We start from the raw sequence: 18,098 nt of genomic DNA on the forward strand, positions 1-18,098 counted from the left end.
ATGTCACAAAGACTAAACGCAGAGCTATTTTGCGGCATTTTGACCGTGTCTCTTAACGGTAAGAATGCCGCTTAGGGTGGTTGCCGGGATGCGATGGCAATGTCATTCTTCACAGCAACTTCGAATGAAGATGCTTCAATATTTGAATTCCTGAGTCAGTAATTATTTTTGTGAGCACTTCCAGAGTGCCATAGGGTGGTTTCGAATACGTTCTACGATTTCGGTTGATTCAAAAAGCAGCTCCGGCTGATATGTCTTATTCCTAAAGGCATCCAGGAATTCCTGTTCGTTGTCCTCAAGCTTTAGAAGCGATTCAAGCCAGGCCTTGACTTGCATCTGAGCAGTCTTAAGATCAAATTTGTCCTTGTTTCGTAATACAGGATAAAGGTCTGTCTTGATACGATTCTGAGTGACTTGATCGATCGTGTTAAATTGGAACTCAAAAGGTGGAGATTCCGCGCCTATCGCGCTGTAAAAAACAACACACTTCCTGAGCAGGGGCTCCTCTGATTCATCAATCAACCCAAATTTCACCAGGTTATAAATGTCATAAAGATCTCGTGGTGCCGTTCGATTGATCAAAGCAACGATTTTACTTGCAAATATTTCGATGGGAGCCACACTAAGAACAGAAACTCCAATTGGTTCCCAGGAAGATTCAAAATGTCTTTGTTCAGTTTCAAGAACATGACAGCGAAGCATATAGTTGATTTCAACCTTAATGTTATCCTTCATGCCTCCTGAATTTGAGTATTCATAAACAAAAGAATCAAGAGCATGATATTGCTTCGATTTGGGACTTAACAAATAGCCGTTAGCTTTCATAAATTTCGATTCGGTCATTGATGATTGATCTTGTCGCCATCATTTCATCCCGAGTGACGTTTTTTGAAAAATCCAGATCAATATCAACAGACAACCTTGGCAAATTGAAAATTGTCAGGTTGATGGCCATTCCGCCCTATAGATCAAGTTTGGGGATGCTCCTAGCATAGCGCAATTTAAATAACTCCTTATCTGATTCCAATGTCCTATTCATGAATTGGTTTTGTCCGTAAACAGCTTCCTGCCAGGTGTGTGCATTTACCTGGCAGGAAACCTCATTCTATTTGAGTGTGTTATAACACCTACTTCTTTTCAACGAGGTCAGCATATAGTGCTTTGGTGAAGTAGTTGTTTCCGATCGTCTGTCCTCGGCCTGTGAAGTGGCGGGCAAGCTCTCTGCTTTCGATAAAGTCCTTAGTGACATTGACCAGGTATTGCTTGCTGCCTTTTTCAACCAGATAGTATGCAGACATGTCATTGATCGAGTCTGCAACATGATAAATACCAGGCTGAATCAGGAAATCCAGAGCCTTTTCGACAGTGCTCAACTTCTTCTTTCTGATCAATGGCATGATTGAATGTGCATCAGGATATTTGGCCTTTACCACAGCATCATACTTTGATTTGAACTTGCCTTCCTTCGGATAGTCCTCCAGATTGATGCTTTCCTTAATGATACCTGATGGGAATGCTTCACTATCATCCAGCAGGGAGTCGATGCTGACACCAAACAGTTTGCTTATATTCTGAAGATTTTCCACATCGGGGATTCCTTTACCCGATTCCCACTTGGTGATGGCCTGTCTGGAGACACACAGCTTTTCTGCCAGTTGCTCCTGGGATAACCCGGCGTTCTTTCTTGCGTCCTTCAGTTTTTGTCCAATATTCATTTTTTTATTCCTCCTCATTTGGTTTATAGGAGAATCATAATCCCTTCCTCCCTTTGCCAAAAGAAATCAGTGCTGACATCACTGCTACGAATCGTGGCATTTGCTGATTTTTTGAATTTTCCCCCATAATCAGAGTATTTCTTCAATCGTTCGTATATTTTTCATAGAGCGATTTCAAATAATCTTCCAGCTTAGATGGATCTGTTCCAAACTCTTTGACATCATGACCAAGTGCTTTTGAAGCTTCCGCTGCTGTTAGTCTATGGGTGCTTTTTCCGTCTGTGATCTCCACATAGTCCAGATTCTTGATTAAGCCCAGTAACTCCGTAGAATATTGAGAGAAGTCGATTATCTCGAATTTATCGTTAACTCTAGAGTAATTGAGTTTCAAACCATAGGGCTTTTCCGATGTTTTAAGTTCAAGGGTATAGTCTCCCGCGAATTCAAGTCCGGTTGCCTGGACCAGCCGACTGACTCCGGAATTGTCACCCACATAATCCAAACGAAGTTTATACAAATTCGCTGCTTCGTTTCTCCACGGGATTGACTCCATGAACATAAGGGGCTCAGTGGACCTCGTCAATTTATAATCCGCCTTCTTGCCATCCACAAGGACATCAAGCTGAACCTTGGCTGTGGTGGAATAGTCTACCTGATAGATATGGTAGTCGGTCACTCCTGGTGTTTCCGCATCTGTGTACTCGATTCTCAACGCCTCTTTAAAGAAATTTTGGTATCCCTCGTTTTTTGTTCTTCGACATACCGCCTTATCGTTTCGCTCGATACGTTTCCTGCGGTATCTAGGGAAGAATACAAAATGATACTTGATTAGCGATACAGTTGTTTGAGCTCTTCTATATATTTGGCTCATAAACACATTGTATCGGTATGAGATTCAAACTGCAATATGTTTTGCCACGCAAGCGCCATTCATCCCACGGCTGAAGCCAGGCAAGCTCGGTATGGGCTTTCTGACGCAATTCCTGTAATAAAAACTACAAAAGTGTAAAATTAAGCTATGATAAGGACCGCCTCACCTCTGGTACAAATGTGCAACGTGGAAAATGGCGGTTTCCGTTTATAAAAAAATAAGAGGGAAGAATCAATGGAAAAGAAAGACAATAAAGCAAAATTTATACTTGGCTTGATCTTTATTCTTATACTCGCATCCTATTGTTTTTAACCTTTTGTTCAAAGAAGGCAGAGCCTGAAGGACCTTCAGACAAGAATAATCCTCCTGCCGAAACCCCCACTGGTTCTAAATCTCCAGAATCTTCAGGATTCATGGAGGTAAATAAACCAGCGCTGCTGGAAGGCATGACCGCCATCAAATGGGAGAACAATGATTGGGTGGACGTGAAAGACCCTGATAAAGACACCAATTGGTATGATTATTCGAAAAAGACAGGAGAAGAAGCAGCGAAATGGGCAAACTCTAGAACTGCAGACGGTTCTTACTGGGTATGGATTCCAAGGTTTGCCTATAAGATCAGTCAGGAAAAAGTGGATATCATTTTTCTGCAGAATAAAACGACTCTAGATAAGAACTCAGAAGAAATATCAAATGATTACATCGTTCACCCAGCTTTTTCAAGTAATGTGGAGCAAGGTGGATAGAATGAGGAGATAACAGGATTCTGGGTCTCCAAGTTTGAAGCGGTAAAGAATGAAAATGGTCTGGTATTTCTTCCTAATGCATATTCCTATTAAACATAACCATTGGAGAAGCGTATACTCTTTCAAAGAGCCTGCCTTACGAAAATGCATTCCTGCACTTGATCAAAAACAGTGAATGGGGGGCAGTGGCATATCTTGCAACGAGCCCATATGGTAGAGATGGGGTGGAAGTATCAGCGAATCTCACCAAGACCACACTTGCAGATGGGACCACCACTTCCGTGACAGCAGGAGGAAATGGAACAGATGGTTTAGCATCCACGCCACAAGATGCGTTAGAAAACAACAAAGATCAAAGCACCACGGGGAATGTCTATGGTGTGTATGATATGGCTGGTGGGTTATGGGAAAGAGTCGCAGCCTATATTCATAACGGAAATGATAACTTGCTCTTAAATGGTAAATCCATGGTAGAAGAGGGTGACCCCAAGAGCAGCAATGCATTCAAAACGGTCTATGCATATAATGCTGCAGAGGATACCAGGGAGGCTAACTATAACGTGAATAAATCCAAAAAAGGCGACGCTATGTTTGAAACCTCCAGTGGAGATGGATACTTGTCATGGTATGGGGATGAGTCCAGCTTCATGTTTGGCAATGCGGTATTTCTTCATCGTGGTGGTACTACTCTAGATAATCCCGGGGTTGGAATCTTCACCTTCAGCAATACACCTGGAATGGCAGGAAATCCTTTGGGATTCCGGAGCACAATTATCGTTAAGTAGCTCAAAATCCTAGGGAACTAGGATAAGAATTATGAGCTATTCCGAAAATAATATAAAAAACAAACAAATGAGTGTAACAAAAACACACCTCTCATCGTTATAGATAATGAGAGGTGTGTTTTTATCTTACATAAGGTAAGAAGACATCAAAGAATATAGAAAGAAGGGATTCTTATGTACGATGAAAGAAGAAATCAAAGCTTTTTGAGCAGAATGCTGAATTTTGACACCATGATCACGCCCACCATCATTAAGATCATCTATGTCATTGTAACAGGTATAGGAATGCTCTTTGGAGTGACGGTCTTTCTGATGGGACTGAGTGGCGGTGGAAGTGGGTTTGAAACTTTAGGCGGACTCCTCATCATCGTAGCATCTCCCTTTGTGAACCGGATCTGGTGTGAGGGGATGATTGTAATCTTTAAGATTCATGAAAATCTCAATAAGATCGCTAACAGATGAATCTGAAACAGGATGATGGAACTCTTCGTTCACATGACCCATCACCTTGCACGGATCCATGCCGATGTTCCAAGAAAAGTGAAGGGCCATTGGATCGGTAGGTTTTTGAAAAGATCAGTAGATAACGAGAGGAAGCATAACATGAAAGAAAAGAAAACACTTCAAATGAAACAGATTTTTTATAGCCTCATCTGGTTCATCATAGGAGGAATGGCTGTTTACACTTCATTGGTAGAAAAAATGTATCAGAGTGGAGTCACCATGATGATTGCTCTTTTCGGAGCGGCTCTTCTTATGATGAGCCTGTCCATTATGAAAGACCTATGCAAAGAAGTCAGTAATGAGAAGAGCATCCATGCAGAATAGTAGTATCCTTCATATAAGACAAAGAAAGGAAGACTTAAATGAACAAAGAAGAAGACATCTTGGCCCGAATTCTAGAAATCATCATGTATTCACTGATGTTGTGGATATTTGTATCAGGGAGCTTAACCAATGATCTGTCACTGTTGCAGCCGCTGTTTTTCTTCCTGACCACCTATCTTTTTGTGGATTATTCAGGAAAACTACGGAAAGCCAAGGTGAATCGCGGGGGGAAGATTCTTTGTGCGCTGCTATTGTTCGCTTTAAGCTTTGGATATTACTTTCTATTTGGGTATTTTCAGTTGACTCTAGTTCATCTATAGAGTACTGGGAAGCCAGACAGGGTAATTGATATAGAGAGGTAGGATACTATTTCTTTGATGTACAGATTCTGTCAGTATTCTGCACTTATAAAATAGATGTTGACCAGGCTATTCCATCATTCTTACCGTCATGGATCCCTATCTTCAGAAGAGCAGTTTATCCATAGCGAAAAGCTATAATGAAACGTATTAGATCAGTGGATAACAAGTATAATTATATAGATAGCATCTACTTATTCTGTTATACTGAATCTAACAGCACAGTAGTGGCGAAAGATATGGAGAGTATTTGAAGGACAGACTGTTATCTAGCATATAATAGAGGAAAAAATAGAGGAGGATGGAATGAAAAAATGGGATGAGATTTTTGAACAGATTTTTGATACGATATTTTACTCCTTGCTTCTATGGATACTTTTCTCGGGAAGCATCACTAATAGGCCGACTCTTTTGGGGTTTCTCTTTTTTTACCTGAACATGGTAGTATTCATGAAATATCAGATGAAATATCTAGGGAAGGAAAAGAAGAAGAACAGTTTTGTGTATTTCTGCAGCTTTATGCTGTTTTTACTGCCAATATTTTATGCTTTAATTTGGGGATACTTTGATATCAATCTGATGCGATTTGAGTCGCTATAAAAGGCAAATAGCTTTTCATATATATACACTCATCGAACTGCAATATCATAATTAAAGATTTTCAAGAAAGAAGGCCAGCATTTAGATAAAACGAAATAACTCTAAATAACAATCATGAAACATGATATATCTGGAGGTAAAATGAAGAAGTATGTAGCCGTACTCCTAACAATTCTCACCCTTCAAATATTGGCTGGATGTGAGAAAGAACAAGAGACACTGGAAAGAATCGTAGAACATATCAACATACTTGAGAAAGAACTACCTAATGAAGATCAGGAGTATCTTGCGAACAATCTGCTTGCTGTAAAAACTGGAGAGCTTCCTTCGAGCCCGACGGGCGTAGCATCATGGTACAACCATGATGGTAAGCTTGATGAATCATATGCATTTACTTTGGATGAGTATTTTTATCTATCCAGAGAGCTGGTGATGAAGCACACTGATGGGAAACTCATTGGACAGTATTATGTAGACGAAAATTTTGATGTGTATTATTTTGGTGGAAGAGATGAAAGCAACTAATCGCTTGATCTTATTTTGAAATAGGGATTCTTTTGAATCCTTATTTTTTTGCTTTATTTTCATCATAGTTCACAAACAGAGGCATTTTCTAAGACCGGAGTTTTTGCTGAAGAACGGCAAGGGCTCTTTTATTATTCAACGGGATTTTCCAAAATACAAGAGAATTCTTAAGGTGACCCTTGGAGCAAATTTTGTGGAGCGAACTTAGATATCGTAAATGAGTTCCCGTAAAAATGCATTAAGAGACAATCCAGCTGCTACATAGAAGTGATTTACAGTCATGCAGAACGATCCGTAGGGATCAACTGCATGACTTTTTCTTTCCTCGATGAAGAACTACGAGAAAGGAATGCACCTTGAAAGGCGATGGGGATCCCCATGAAGAAAAATGAAGATTTTTTTCATGAAACAGGGTATGATAAAGAAATGAAATGTTAGGGGACCATGGAGTGAAGATGAATCTGATCTCTATGAGAAATAGGAGGAACTATGAAAATATCAAAAAAAGATGCACTGCAGTGGTTTGAGTTTTTTGCCATGCTGCCAGAAGAGGAAGAGCTCATGGTCAAGCAGCAGGAGATCGTCTACGCCACCTTTGCGCAGATTGAAGAGGCCATAGACCATCGTAATGAGAAGCTTATGGAAGACATCGGAGGACTGAAAACCCTTGAAAAAAGAACGCTCTATGTGGGGAATGATGAGAAGTTTCCAAGGGGCTGCAAATCCTGCCTTCTGGGCACGGGACTCAATGCCATCCGTAAAACCAACAAGTGCAATATCGAGTGCAAGTTCTGCTACAACTACGGAGAACTGAATCAGATTCCGCCGGTGGGGGAAGGCATGTGGGAAATCGGGGGAACCAAGTTCTACGAAAAAGACATTGATCTTCTACTATCGGTTTACAGAAAGCCTACCGGCGTATCGTATGTGTATTTGGAGCCCTTTATGGAGATCGAGAAATACTACTCCATCATCAGAAGATTCAAGGAGGCAAAAGTGTATCAGCACCTCTACACCAACGGGCTCCTGGCCACGGAAGAGACCTTGAAGGCTTTGGGAGAAGCGGGCCTTGATGAGATCCGGTTTAATCTTGGTGCAGCGAACTGCGCAGACCAGGTCATCAGAAACATCAAGATCGCCAAGAAGTATATCAGGACTGTTGGAATCGAGACGCCCATGACACCAGAGTTCTTCGATGCGTTCACAAAGAAAAAAGAGATGATTCTCGATACAGGACTTGATTTTATCAACTGTGCAGAGCTTCACCTCAATGAGAACAACATCGGGAACTATGAAGGCGAGAATATGTATATTGCAAGACATGGCTATATTTCTCCCATCTGGAGCAGAGAGCTCACGCTGAAATTCATGAAAATGGCGCATGAGGAGAAGTGGGATATTGCTGTTCATGACTGCTCCAATCAGACGAAGTTTGCAAGGAATCTGAATCTCAGCAGCAAGGAAGGAAAGTGGTTTGGGGCCAGCAATTATTCCAGTGAGTTCACCAGAATTCCTTACGAAGCCTTTTTGCCGATCCTTCGGGATGACAGCTTCCAGTTCCTGACAGAAGAAGAGCTGCCCATGGGATATAAGGCGGGAGAACTGTTTTTCTAAAAGAATGTAATATCTTAGAAAAAGCAAGAAAGAGAATAGGAAAAGAATCCCCTTCATCAGGTTTTTTGATGAAGGGGATTCTTTCGTATAGTACATGGATTCCGAGGAGTTTTATCAATCAATACTGGATGATTCTTATTTTTGAAGAAGTCTCCAAAGGGTAGTTCTGCTGATACCAAGGCGTTTTGCAGTTTCGGTATGATTGCCATTATTTTCTTCAAGAACAAGAAGAGCAATCACTTGGCTGATCTCCGCTAACGTAAGGTTGAGATCCAGTGGAGAAGCCGCATTCTCTGTCTGTGTGCTGAAAGTGCCTACATGCCGTTCTCTTTTTAGAACTTGAGAAACCTGATCTTCAGTGATGATCTGATTGGTGACGGTCATGGTAAGCTCATCTAAAACTCTTTTAAACTGCGTATAGTTGTGAGGCCATTCATAGTTTTTCAGGAGAAGCAGTGATTTTTCATCAGCACCTAGAATTTGTCTTGGCAACGTAAGATTCATACGGCTGAGACAAAGATTGAGCAGTGTAGGAATTTCGCTGGACAGCTGCCTCAGTGGCGGCAGATAAAGAGAAAGGCACGATAATTTCTCTCGAAAAAGAGCACCTACTTTTGAGATGTATTCACCGCTTTGACAGACACAAGAAATCATCAGGCGATTTCTTACAAAGACTTCCATTTCTTCCAGAACAGAGATGAGCTGGTACTGCCGTTCAAGAGGCAGTACATCTACATTCTGGATGTAGATGGTATTACCTTCTTCAGATAGTGGAGAATTATGATGCTCCATAAGAAAGGTCCAGCTTTTGTCATTAAGAAGTCCGCAGTTGATGGTGATGAGCGGGCTGTTGCTTAAGGGGCTTTTTGCATAAACCATTGTAGCAACCGCTTCTTTTCCGGTACCGTCCTCTCCGGTAAAAACAACAGGTAATGGGCTCTCAGCGATCTGATCCATTTCCTCGTGAAGTCCGTTGAGGTTGCCAGAAAAGCTGAAAATGCTGCTGTAGTAGGCTTCTTCAGCATCAGTCTTTGTGGAATAACTGATCCCCATTTGACTGGCAGAAACAGGAAGTTTCCGTTCTTCGATGAAAAAAGCGGTATAAGAGAGTGAACCGCTTCTAATGGGACGGATCCTTATGGCGTAGCGCATTCCTTTGAAAGAACGGATGACCCTGCGGTGTTCTGCTTCTGCTTCCTGGAAGAGTTCCTGACGGAGAATTTCAAGAAGCTCCGGTTTAGGATCTTCCAGAGTAGACAGGTACAAGGTGCCTTTTTGATCAAATACCATGGTTTGTCCTACTTGACCTCGAATGAGTTCACGGAAAAAGATATTCTCCTCGCGTAAATGTTTTTGGCTTTCACAAAGAAGAAGAACCTGTTCAAAAGCATTTCGAATGCTCTCAATACCCGAAGTGATGAGGAATGAATTGATTCCAAGTCTTTGAGCGGTTGTATTGACAATCACATCGCAAAGAATGGTGTCGCACTTTTGCTCCTGAAGTTTTTTCAGGAGAGGTTCAACCTGAGAAATAGAATCTACAATATGGACATCGGCGTTACAGCCGATCAGATCACATAGAGGCAGCATCTGATTTCGGATGTCTGCGAAAGAAATCATAGCGATGTCTTTTTCTAATCCGTTTGCCAATTTGATGGCACAGAGAATGTCATACATGGAGATGTCAATCTCTATGACAGGGATAGAGAGCTGCTGGCGCAGCATCCTTGCAGTTGCACCTCGAGACACGACCACATCGTAATCTCCGTGAAAATTATTTTTTGCAATCTGAAGACCTTGCTCCATATCTCCTACAAAAACGGTGAGGTCCAAGTCCGGGTACTCTTTAGCAAGAGCAATCAGCTGGCTTTTCATTCCTTCATAAGGGGCGATGCCTAGTACTCGTATCTGGTTTTTCATAAATACCTCTCAGATGGTTTCATATTTGAACACATTATAGCATCAGAGGAGAAAAACAACAACAATATCCGTAATGTTTCAAAATTAAACGGATATACTGTGATATTTCATTGACGATTGTTTCGATGTTTGTGTATTATGAGTATAAATTCAATTGTTAAACGTTACCAATGGAGTTTGATACAAAAGAAAAATAAATTCTTCAAAATTGTTTCAAAATGAAACAGTGTGAGGTGGGTACATGATAAAGCTATTAATAATTGCAGACGACTTCACCGGTGCACTGGATACAGGAGTACAGTTTGCAGGGCGTGGTGCCAATACTCTTGTGGTCACAGACCTTCAGTATGATTTTCATGATATAGAAGAAAATGTGGATGTCCTCGTCATGGTTACTGAATCCAGACATATAGACCCAGAGGAAGCATACAAAGTTGTCTATGATATTTCGAAAAGAGCGATCCTTGCGGGGATCTCGAATATCTACAAAAAAACAGACTCTGCCCTAAGAGGCAATATAGGCGCTGAACTGAAGGGGCTCATGGATGGTGCGGGGATAAAAACACTCCCCTTTATCCCTGCTTTCCCAGCACTTCAGAGAATTACAAAAGATGGTGTGCATTATATAGAGGGAGTACCAGTGGCAGAGAGTATTTTTGGAAAAGATCCCTTTGAACCGATCCGATACTCTTCTGTTGAGGAGATCATTTCAGGGCAGATAAAGGTTCCTGTGGTGATTCAGAGAAATGGGAAACCGATAGAGAATCAAGAAGGAATTCATGTTTTTGATGCCGAAACAGAGGAAGATCTTCAGAGAATCGGAGAAATTCTGAACATAGACGGTATAAGATTTTCAGCAGGATGTGCAGGTTTTGCAGCAACGCTGGCGGATCTTCTGAATATCAGAGGAACGGCTTTTAAAGGAGAAAGACTGGAAGAGAACCTATTTATCGCCTGTGGAAGTGTCAATCCAGTAACCATCCGACAGATGAGAAAAGCCAAAGCGGAGGGCTTCCCTCAGGTACATCTCACACCGGAACAGAAGCTTGAAAAAGAATGGCTACAAAAAGATACATCTAGAAAAGAGATAGAAGAATGGCTACGAAGAGCAGGTGCTGAGAAAAGATTCATACTGGATGTCAATGATCCAGATGGACAAGAGGATACAAATCGGTACAAAGAAGCCCACGGACTGACCACAGAGGATCTGCGCGTTTCTATTTCGGAGAATTTTGCAGCCATCATGAAAAGACTGCTTGATGATGGTCTTCGGGCTACGGTGCTCTGTACAGGAGGAGACACATTGATGGCTCTCATGCAGGTTCTTGGTATTTATGAACTGATCCCTCTTTATGAACTGTCACCTGGTGTAGTAGCCACGAAATTCCACTATCAGGGAAGAACCTACAATATGATTTCAAAGTCTGGTGGGATTGGCGAGGAAGATCTTCTTTTAAAAATTGCGGAAATGATATTTTAATCTATATAACAGGAGGAATGAAATGAATTATGTTACTTTACCAGGGTTGACCTCTGACGGAAAACTCTACTTCAATGAGGATATGAACACAGTGGAGGCAAAGATTCCAGCAGGAAGTTATCTCACCTGCCATTCTCCAGCCATGCTGGAGCTGCCAAACGGAGATCTTCTGTGCTGCTGGTTTGCAGGAAGCTATGAAGGAGAGCCTGATGTGAGTATTGTCTGCGCACGTCTTCCCAAGGGAGCGGACAGATGGACTGATCCGGTTCTTGTGTCTGGAGATCCAGAAAGAAGCGAGCAGAATCCATCTTTATTCAACGGTCCCGATGGGGCTGTATGGTGTATGTACACCGCTCAGCTTGCAAGAGAAAACGGCAAGGACAATATGCAGTTCACCTCTCAGATCCGTTGTCAGAAGAGCTTTGATGGAGGTCTTACTTGGGAGGCCTATGAGACAGTTTTCCCAAGAGAAGGAAGCTTCTGCAGACAGCCCATCCAAGTGCTTGAAAATGGCAGATGGATTTTTGGCAACTGGCTTTGCACAGATTCAGAAGAAGGACTGGCAGGAGATCCTAGTGTGTTCCAGATTTCAGAAGATGAAGGAAAGTCCTGGAGAATGGTAGAAATGCCAAACAGCCGGGGAAGGGTTCATCCAACGGTGGTGGAGCTTGGTGGTGGACATCTGGCAGCGTTCATGAGAAGCCGGGAGGCAGACTTTATCTACAGAAGCGAGTCCTTTGACTATGGCGACACCTGGTCAGAACCAAAACCAACACCGCTTCCTAACAATAATTCCTCCATCAGTGCCATCAGAACAAAGAGCGGCAGGGTGGCAGTGGCTTATAACCCGACTTCCACACCAGTGCCTGTAAAAGGAAAAGCAGCATGGCCAGGACTGAGAAATCCTGTGGCGGTGGCGCTTTCAGAAGATGGTGGTCTGACTTTCCCTATGATCCGATGGATGGAACGAGGAGAAGGATTCATTGGAGAGGAGAATAAAACAAACAACAGACAGTATGAGTATCCCTACATCATGCAAGGTGCTGATGGAAGAATTCACCTCACCTACGCTGCTTTCACCCGTCAGTGCGTGAAGTATGTCTCCTTCTTTGAGGAAGATGTCATGGGCAAAAAGCGTGAATATATGGGCGTTTATAACCCAACTTCCGGGGAAGGCACCAAGTAAGAAGTTCGTGAAGAAATAAAATCCAAACAAAAGAAATGAAAATGAGGAGTGATGCCAAGTGCTTCAAACATATACCTTGAAAATGCCCCAGGCCGTCTTTGGCGGGGAGAACTCACTAGACCAGATCACAACCGTGCTGAAACAGAGAAATGTGAAACGCGCTGCTATTTTTACGGATAAAGGGATTCTTGCTACAGGTCTTTTTAGTTTGCCGGAGGAAGCTGTAAAAGCGGCAGGTGCGGATTATTACATTCTCTCGGACATTCCTGCGGAGCCATCCTACGAAGCGGTACAAAACATTGTGGATGAATATAAGAAAAGCGGAGCAGACATCATCATCGCCGTAGGCGGCGGAAGTGTTCTAGATGCGGCAAAGCTTGCCAGCGTACTGGTCACAGATGAGTATGGCGTAAAGGAACTTCTGGATAATCCGCTTCTTGCGAAAAAGTGTGTACCGACCATTCTGATTCCAACCACAGCGGGTACTGGAGCTGAAGTGACGCCAAACGCCATCGTGGCAGTTCCGGAGAAGGAGCTGAAAGTAGGTATTGTCAATGATCATATGATTGCAGACTATGTGGTTCTTGATGCAAGAATGGTGAAGAACCTGCCTATGAAGATTGCTGCTGCCACTGGAGTTGATGCTCTAGCTCATGCCATTGAGTGTTATACCAGCAACAAAGCAAATCCTTTCTCGGATACCTTTGCTCTGGAAGCTCTGGATCTGATCTTCCAGCACATTGTTGCTGCTTGCACAGACCCATCTGCCATGGAAGCAAAAAACAAGATGCAGATTGCTGCGTTCTATGCCGGATTTGCCATCACTGCTTCAGGTACTACAGCGGTTCATGCGCTGAGCTACCCCCTGGGCGGAAAGTATCATATTGCCCACGGTGTATCCAATGCCATCCTTTTAGCTCCAGTGATGCGCTTTAATGCACCATACTGTGAAGACAGACTGGCGATAGCCTATGACAGATGCTGTCACGAAGAAAAGAAAGAAGCAATCACTGACAAGGAAAAGGCTGAATGGATCATAAAGAAAATTGAAGACATAGTCAAAGAACTCGAAATCCCTACAAGCCTCAAGGAATTCGGTGTCCCGAAGGAAGACCTGGAGGGTCTTGTGGAAGCAGGGATGCAGGTGACAAGACTACTTGTGAACAATAGAAGACCTGTGACGCCGGAAGATGCTAGAAACCTGTATTTAGAAATTCTGTAACAAAATGCGAAGGATAAAGGAGAAATAAGATGAAACATGTAGATCTCAAAGGAATCATACCACCAATTCTTACCCCAATGAACGAGGATGAAACCATAAACCTTCAGGAGCTGCGCAACCAGATTGAAAGAATGATCGAGGGCGGAGTCCATGGAATTTTCCCTTTCGGTACCAATGGAGAAGGTTATATCCTCAATGAAGAGGAGAAGATCGAAGTCCTGAAGGCGACCATCGAGCAGGTGAACGGAAGAGTTCCGGTCTATGCTGGCACTGGCTGCATTTCAACAAGAGATACCATCCGTATGAGTAAGAAAGCAGAAGAACTGGGCGCGGATGTCCTTTCTATCATCACGCCAAGCTTTGCACTGGCTTCCCAGAAGGAGCTGTATGACCATTATGTGGAAGTGGCAAAGAATGTGGATCTTCCCATCGTTCTTTATAATATTCCAGCTAGAACTGGAAACAAGCTTCTGCCTGAAACAGTGGCAAAACTTGCCAAAGATGTGCCAAACATCATGGGAGCCAAAGATTCCAGCGGAGATTGGGACAATCTTCTTGCCTACATCAATCTCACCAAGGATCTCGACAAGGACTTCCGTGTTCTTTCTGGAAATGACTCTTTGATCCTTCCATGTCTGGAAGCAGGCGGAGCAGGCGGGATTGCAGGATGTGCCAATGTATATCCTCATGTGCTTGCGTCCATCTATGATTACTTCAAGGAAGGAAAGCTGGAGGAAGCAAAGGTATCCCAGGACTCCATCGCTTCTTTCAGAGCGGTATTCAAATATGGAAATCCAAACACCGTGGTGAAAAAAGCAGTAAAGCTTCTTGGCTACCCTGTAGGCGACTGCAGAAGACCTTTCAACTATCTTTGTGAGGAAGGTGTGGATGAACTGAAAAAGGTTCTCGAAGAGAACAAAGAAAAAGGAATGAAATAAGATGGAAAATATGTTAAAGCCTCTGGTTGGGATCACCATGGGAGATCCCTTCGGCAACGGTCCAGAGATTACAGTAAAGGCACTCTCTGATGAGAAGCTTTATGAAAGGTGCAGACCCCTCGTGGTGGGGGATGCATCTTCCATGAAGTATGCGCTGAAAGTTGCAAAGAAAGTAGATGGAGTGGATCTTCACCTGAATGTGGTGGATAAGCCTGAAGAAGGAAAATATACCTTCGGCACCATTGATCTTCTGGATCTTTCCCTGGTGCCTGAGACAGAAATTCCAGATACATCCGATTTGGAAAGTCCAAAACCTTTTAAGATCGGTGCATGTGCCCTTGGGGGAGAAGCAGCCTTCCAATACGTGGTGAAAGTCATCGACCTTGCTATGAAAGGGGAGATTGATGCCACAGTGACCAATGCGCTCAGCAAGGAAGCCATCAATATGGCAGGACATCACTTTGCGGGTCATACAGAAATATACGCCTCCTATACAGGAACAAAGAAATATACCATGATGCTGGCTCATGGAGATCTGAGAGTGGTTCATGTATCCACCCATGTTTCTTTAAGAGAAGCTTGTGACAGAGTGAAAAAAGACAGAGTGCTGGATGTCATAAGAATTGCCAACGAGGGCTGTAAAGCTCTGGGTATCAAAGAACCCAAAATCGGTGTGGCAGGGCTTAATCCACATAGCGGAGAGAACGGCATGTTCGGCTGGGAAGAAGTGGAAGAGATTCATCCGGCCATCGAGGAAGCCATGAAAGAAGGAATCCTCATTCCGGACAAACGATCCACACCTCCAGACACCATTTTTTCCAAAGCAGCTGGCGGCTGGTATGACATTGTTGTGGCCATGTACCATGATCAAGGACATATACCGCTGAAATTGAAAGGCTTTGTCTACAATAGAGAAGAGCAGCGCTGGGAAGCAGTGGAAGGGGTGAACGTCACCTTAGGGCTTCCAATCATCCGAGCCAGTGTAGACCACGGAACAGGAATTGATCTTGCCGGCAGCGGTCGCTCCAGTGAGGTAAGCCTGGTAAACGCCATCGATTATGCAGTTCAGATGGTGCGCTCCAAGAACAAATAGTAAAAGATCAAGTTAGGAACGGTTATTTTAGCAATCATAGAGACTCAAAAATAATACTTAAAAAAGAGAGGAGTTCAAAAAATGACGACCCCAATGATCATTGCCATCATCATCACCGTATTTATGATTTTTCTTATCATGACAGAAAAGCTGCCTTTTGGTGCGCCACCACTCCTAGCCTGTCTTCTCATGGTCCTTTTTGGTATCGTGGATATCAAGACGGCCTTCGGAGGATTCTCCAATCCTACTATTGTCATGCTGGCATCGTTTATGGCCATCATCGTCGCACTGCAGAAAACCAGTTTCATTGAAACCTTCAAGAAGGCTATGTTCAACATGGCTAGTAGAGGCGGCTTCAAAGCATATGTGCTTCTGGTTATTATCGTTATGCTGGGTACAAGTCTGTTCGGAACAGGATCCACAGCCTACTATGTGCTGACACTTGGAATTCTGTCCACCATTCCCTTCAACGAAAAGCTTCCTGGTTCTAAAATCATCATGTCTTCAGGCTTTGCGGCAAACCATCCGCTGATTCCAGTGAATGTTGCCCTGCAGTATGGTATCGTGGTTGCGGTTCTTGAAGCAGCTGGTGCTGCTGTTGGAAAGATCTCCTTGGTTAGGTTTTCCATTGTGAACCTGGTATTGTCCCTGGCGTTTCTTGCCTGGACCATCCTTGCTTACAAGAGACTGCCAAGTCATGCCATCGACACCGTGGAAGAAAAAGAAGATGCACAGAGCGCAAGAGTATCTACTCTTCCCAAGTGGAAGGAAACACTTACCTATTTCGCATTTGCCTTCGCTGTTGTCGGTATGATTCTTCAGAGCAGAATCGGAGATGCCGGTTATGTAATGCCTGGACTGTCCGTAGCGCTTCTTCTTGCCATCAATGTCATGGACTTTAAAGAGATCCGTGATGCCATCTGTTCCCCAATCATCCTGATGTCTGCAGGTGTCATCGGTATCGCAGACGCACTTGGCAGCACTGGACTCACAGCACTTGTGGGAGAGACTGTTGCCAATATGCTGGGATCCAACATCAATCCATTTATACTTGTTTTTGCCTTCTGTATTCTCACCAGTGTTCTTGCCACATTAACTGGCTCCACCTTGGGTACAGTGTATGTATTTGCTCCTCTAGCTATATCCACCTGTATCAGTCTTGGTCTCAATCCTACAGCAGCAGCTGCTGCCATCGTCATTTCCGGATGGAATGGACATTTCCTGCCCATTGACGGAATGCCGGCGATGATTATGGGACTTGGAAAATACAAGCTCATTGATTTCTGGAAGTTTACCGTACCTATGTATTTCATCAGACTTCTTGCATTGACAGCTGGTGCGCTTCTGATGTTCCCAATGTAATAGATACGGAACATCCACTTTGATCGTATGTTGTGTCCCTATAGAAGAGAAGAGGGTTCATTCGAGCCCCTTCTCTAAAAAGGATGATAGAAGGAGAGAGAAAGAATGAATTGCACATTTGAACTGGAACATATCGGAATCAATACCCCCAATCCGGAAGAGGCTGAAAAGCTTGCAAAGCTCTTAAGCTTCATCTTTAATCTGGAGCCTCGCCATGGTCAGAAGTCTGAGTTTGGCGGTCCTTATTTTGAATGTATGAAAGCGCCTTTTCTTGGTGAAAATGGTCACATCGCTATGCGTACACCGGACCTTGACGCAGCCATGGAAGAACTGAAGGGGAAGGGATTCTCTTTCAATATGGATACTGCTGCGTATTTTGAAGACGGAAAGATGAAAAATATTTATCTCGACGGCGAATTTGGCGGATTTGCCATCCATATCATGCACAAATAACAAGCCTAGAGCAGGAAAGTTTTCCCGGGATCATCACCCTAATACAACTGTAGAAAAACTGCTGCAGGATGAAACCGGCTAGAACAATCAAGCTCGAATCTGTTTTTTGATATCTCTTTGAATGAAGTTCATGCAAGACAGCTCCCGCAGAGCAAGGAGGGAAAGAAGGGTAGGTTGCTTCTTTTCTGACAGGTACTGCACCTCATCATTCTTAGAAAAAAGGATCTTCAGCATCATCCGGTCATGGGATGATGCTGAGGATTCTTTTTTTTCGTATCTCAGAATATATTCTCAGGCATACGCTCAAGAAGAAATCCCTGTGCACTTGCGTATTTGGATTTTGAAGTTTCATTCTCTCTTTTCTCTTTTATTGCAATGGAAAAGCTTTCTCATTGATATGT

21 protein-coding genes and 1 pseudogene are annotated in these 18,098 nt (G+C 43.2%); 15 read left to right on the forward strand and 7 right to left on the reverse strand.

Annotation, left to right across the window (positions count from 1 at the left end):
- Positions 1 to 162: 162 nt before the first annotated feature.
- From T487_RS15545 to T487_RS16290, 5 genes and pseudogenes are all read right to left on the reverse strand, one after another.
- A complete protein-coding gene (locus tag T487_RS15545; protein ID WP_162178257.1) occupies positions 163 to 825 on the reverse strand; it encodes a nucleotidyl transferase AbiEii/AbiGii toxin family protein in 663 nt (220 codons plus the stop codon).
- A complete protein-coding gene (locus tag T487_RS16810; protein ID WP_143004650.1) occupies positions 815 to 955 on the reverse strand; it encodes a hypothetical protein in 141 nt (46 codons plus the stop codon). The genes T487_RS15545 and T487_RS16810 overlap by 11 nt, the downstream gene beginning before the upstream one ends.
- Positions 956 to 1,127: 172 nt before the next feature.
- Complete coding sequence (locus T487_RS0111740; RefSeq protein ID WP_051651697.1) at positions 1,128 to 1,715, reverse strand: helix-turn-helix domain-containing protein; 588 nt, start codon at positions 1,713 to 1,715, stop codon at positions 1,128 to 1,130.
- A gap of 142 nt (positions 1,716 to 1,857) precedes the next feature.
- Complete coding sequence (locus T487_RS16570; protein WP_051651698.1) at positions 1,858 to 2,427, reverse strand: DUF4825 domain-containing protein; 570 nt, start codon at positions 2,425 to 2,427, stop codon at positions 1,858 to 1,860.
- Positions 2,428 to 2,502: 75 nt separating this feature from the next.
- Positions 2,503 to 2,586, reverse strand: a pseudogene (locus T487_RS16290) (IS200/IS605 family transposase); the annotation flags it as partial.
- Between the two features lie 413 nt (positions 2,587 to 2,999).
- Here T487_RS16290 and T487_RS0111750 point away from each other — a divergent pair.
- The 8 genes from T487_RS0111750 (at position 3,000) to T487_RS0111785 (ending at position 8,043) form a co-directional block, all read left to right on the forward strand.
- A complete protein-coding gene (locus tag T487_RS0111750) occupies positions 3,000 to 3,332 on the forward strand; it encodes a hypothetical protein (protein WP_031577328.1) in 333 nt (110 codons plus the stop codon).
- Between the two features lie 158 nt (positions 3,333 to 3,490).
- Positions 3,491 to 4,117 (forward strand): hypothetical protein, encoded by a 627-nt coding sequence (locus T487_RS0111755; protein WP_155953266.1) that lies wholly within the window; start codon positions 3,491 to 3,493, stop codon positions 4,115 to 4,117.
- Positions 4,118 to 4,330: 213 nt separating this feature from the next.
- The gene (locus tag T487_RS0111760) at positions 4,331 to 4,579 is read left to right on the forward strand and encodes a DUF4282 domain-containing protein (RefSeq protein ID WP_031577330.1); all 249 of its coding nucleotides are present in this window, start codon (positions 4,331 to 4,333) and stop codon (positions 4,577 to 4,579) included.
- A 165-nt stretch (positions 4,580 to 4,744) separates the two neighbouring features.
- Positions 4,745 to 4,945 (forward strand): hypothetical protein, encoded by a 201-nt coding sequence (locus tag T487_RS0111765; RefSeq protein WP_207638314.1) that lies wholly within the window; start codon positions 4,745 to 4,747, stop codon positions 4,943 to 4,945.
- A gap of 38 nt (positions 4,946 to 4,983) precedes the next feature.
- Complete coding sequence (locus T487_RS0111770) at positions 4,984 to 5,265, forward strand: hypothetical protein (RefSeq protein ID WP_031577332.1); 282 nt, start codon at positions 4,984 to 4,986, stop codon at positions 5,263 to 5,265.
- Between the two features lie 345 nt (positions 5,266 to 5,610).
- Complete coding sequence (locus T487_RS0111775; protein ID WP_031577333.1) at positions 5,611 to 5,904, forward strand: hypothetical protein; 294 nt, start codon at positions 5,611 to 5,613, stop codon at positions 5,902 to 5,904.
- Between the two features lie 141 nt (positions 5,905 to 6,045).
- A complete protein-coding gene (locus T487_RS0111780) occupies positions 6,046 to 6,429 on the forward strand; it encodes a hypothetical protein (protein WP_031577334.1) in 384 nt (127 codons plus the stop codon).
- Between the two features lie 489 nt (positions 6,430 to 6,918).
- Complete coding sequence (locus T487_RS0111785; protein ID WP_031577336.1) at positions 6,919 to 8,043, forward strand: radical SAM protein; 1,125 nt, start codon at positions 6,919 to 6,921, stop codon at positions 8,041 to 8,043.
- Between the two features lie 135 nt (positions 8,044 to 8,178).
- On the opposite strand, the gene T487_RS0111790 is transcribed toward T487_RS0111785, so the two are convergent.
- Positions 8,179 to 9,963 carry a sigma-54-dependent Fis family transcriptional regulator gene (locus tag T487_RS0111790; protein ID WP_031577337.1) on the reverse strand — a complete coding sequence of 595 codons (1,785 nt, stop codon included), beginning with the start codon at positions 9,961 to 9,963 and terminating at the stop codon, positions 8,179 to 8,181.
- Between the two features lie 241 nt (positions 9,964 to 10,204).
- On the opposite strand from T487_RS0111790, the gene T487_RS0111795 reads away from it, so the two are divergent.
- From T487_RS0111795 to T487_RS0111825, 7 genes are all read left to right on the forward strand, one after another.
- Positions 10,205 to 11,443, forward strand: a complete 1,239-nt coding sequence (locus T487_RS0111795; protein WP_031577338.1) for a four-carbon acid sugar kinase family protein — start codon at positions 10,205 to 10,207, stop codon at positions 11,441 to 11,443.
- Between the two features lie 22 nt (positions 11,444 to 11,465).
- Entirely contained in the window at positions 11,466 to 12,629 is a 1,164-nt protein-coding gene (locus T487_RS0111800) for a sialidase family protein (protein ID WP_031577339.1), read from the forward strand.
- Between the two features lie 58 nt (positions 12,630 to 12,687).
- Positions 12,688 to 13,851 (forward strand): iron-containing alcohol dehydrogenase, encoded by a 1,164-nt coding sequence (locus T487_RS0111805; RefSeq protein ID WP_031577340.1) that lies wholly within the window; start codon positions 12,688 to 12,690, stop codon positions 13,849 to 13,851.
- 29 nt (positions 13,852 to 13,880) lie between these two features.
- Positions 13,881 to 14,789, forward strand: a complete 909-nt coding sequence (gene dapA / locus T487_RS0111810; protein WP_031577341.1) for a 4-hydroxy-tetrahydrodipicolinate synthase — start codon at positions 13,881 to 13,883, stop codon at positions 14,787 to 14,789.
- Positions 14,790 to 14,799: 10 nt separating this feature from the next.
- Positions 14,800 to 15,882: a 4-hydroxythreonine-4-phosphate dehydrogenase PdxA gene (gene pdxA, locus T487_RS0111815; RefSeq protein ID WP_031577342.1), complete on the forward strand. Its 1,083-nt coding sequence runs from the start codon at positions 14,800 to 14,802 to the stop codon at positions 15,880 to 15,882.
- A gap of 81 nt (positions 15,883 to 15,963) precedes the next feature.
- Positions 15,964 to 17,244, forward strand: coding sequence for an SLC13 family permease (locus tag T487_RS0111820; protein WP_031577343.1), 1,281 nt, complete (start codon positions 15,964 to 15,966; stop codon positions 17,242 to 17,244).
- A 105-nt stretch (positions 17,245 to 17,349) separates the two neighbouring features.
- Positions 17,350 to 17,697, forward strand: a complete 348-nt coding sequence (locus tag T487_RS0111825) for a VOC family protein (protein ID WP_031577344.1) — start codon at positions 17,350 to 17,352, stop codon at positions 17,695 to 17,697.
- An 87-nt stretch (positions 17,698 to 17,784) separates the two neighbouring features.
- On the opposite strand, the gene T487_RS16495 is transcribed toward T487_RS0111825, so the two are convergent.
- Positions 17,785 to 17,934, reverse strand: a complete 150-nt coding sequence (locus T487_RS16495) for a hypothetical protein (RefSeq protein ID WP_155953267.1) — start codon at positions 17,932 to 17,934, stop codon at positions 17,785 to 17,787.
- Positions 17,935 to 18,098 lie beyond the last annotated feature (164 nt).

Origin of the sequence: Proteiniclasticum ruminis DSM 24773 (assembly GCF_000701905.1) — a bacterium.
In the GTDB taxonomy this organism is placed as follows: Bacteria; Bacillota; Clostridia; order Clostridiales; family Clostridiaceae; genus Proteiniclasticum; species Proteiniclasticum ruminis.

Excerpts from the sequence above, each read along its gene's own strand:
- T487_RS15545 (WP_162178257.1), bottom strand. The coding sequence starts at position 825 with ATGAAAGCTAACGGCTATTTGTTAAGTCCCAAATCGAAGCAATATCAT.
- T487_RS16810 (WP_143004650.1), bottom strand. The coding sequence starts at position 955 with ATGGCCATCAACCTGACAATTTTCAATTTGCCAAGGTTGTCTGTTGAT.
- T487_RS0111740 (WP_051651697.1), bottom strand. The coding sequence starts at position 1,715 with ATGAATATTGGACAAAAACTGAAGGACGCAAGAAAGAACGCCGGGTTA.
- T487_RS0111750 (WP_031577328.1), top strand. The coding sequence starts at position 3,000 with ATGGAGGTAAATAAACCAGCGCTGCTGGAAGGCATGACCGCCATCAAA.
- T487_RS0111760 (WP_031577330.1), top strand. The coding sequence starts at position 4,331 with ATGCTGAATTTTGACACCATGATCACGCCCACCATCATTAAGATCATC.
- T487_RS0111765 (WP_207638314.1), top strand. The coding sequence starts at position 4,745 with ATGAAACAGATTTTTTATAGCCTCATCTGGTTCATCATAGGAGGAATG.
- T487_RS0111770 (WP_031577332.1), top strand. The coding sequence starts at position 4,984 with ATGAACAAAGAAGAAGACATCTTGGCCCGAATTCTAGAAATCATCATG.
- T487_RS0111775 (WP_031577333.1), top strand. The coding sequence starts at position 5,611 with ATGAAAAAATGGGATGAGATTTTTGAACAGATTTTTGATACGATATTT.
- T487_RS0111780 (WP_031577334.1), top strand. The coding sequence starts at position 6,046 with ATGAAGAAGTATGTAGCCGTACTCCTAACAATTCTCACCCTTCAAATA.
- T487_RS0111785 (WP_031577336.1), top strand. The coding sequence starts at position 6,919 with ATGAAAATATCAAAAAAAGATGCACTGCAGTGGTTTGAGTTTTTTGCC.
- T487_RS0111790 (WP_031577337.1), bottom strand. The coding sequence starts at position 9,963 with ATGAAAAACCAGATACGAGTACTAGGCATCGCCCCTTATGAAGGAATG.
- T487_RS0111795 (WP_031577338.1), top strand. The coding sequence starts at position 10,205 with ATGATAAAGCTATTAATAATTGCAGACGACTTCACCGGTGCACTGGAT.
- T487_RS0111800 (WP_031577339.1), top strand. The coding sequence starts at position 11,466 with ATGAATTATGTTACTTTACCAGGGTTGACCTCTGACGGAAAACTCTAC.
- dapA (WP_031577341.1), top strand. The coding sequence starts at position 13,881 with ATGAAACATGTAGATCTCAAAGGAATCATACCACCAATTCTTACCCCA.
- pdxA (WP_031577342.1), top strand. The coding sequence starts at position 14,800 with ATGTTAAAGCCTCTGGTTGGGATCACCATGGGAGATCCCTTCGGCAAC.
- T487_RS0111820 (WP_031577343.1), top strand. The coding sequence starts at position 15,964 with ATGACGACCCCAATGATCATTGCCATCATCATCACCGTATTTATGATT.
- T487_RS0111825 (WP_031577344.1), top strand. The coding sequence starts at position 17,350 with ATGAATTGCACATTTGAACTGGAACATATCGGAATCAATACCCCCAAT.
- T487_RS16495 (WP_155953267.1), bottom strand. The coding sequence starts at position 17,934 with ATGATGCTGAAGATCCTTTTTTCTAAGAATGATGAGGTGCAGTACCTG.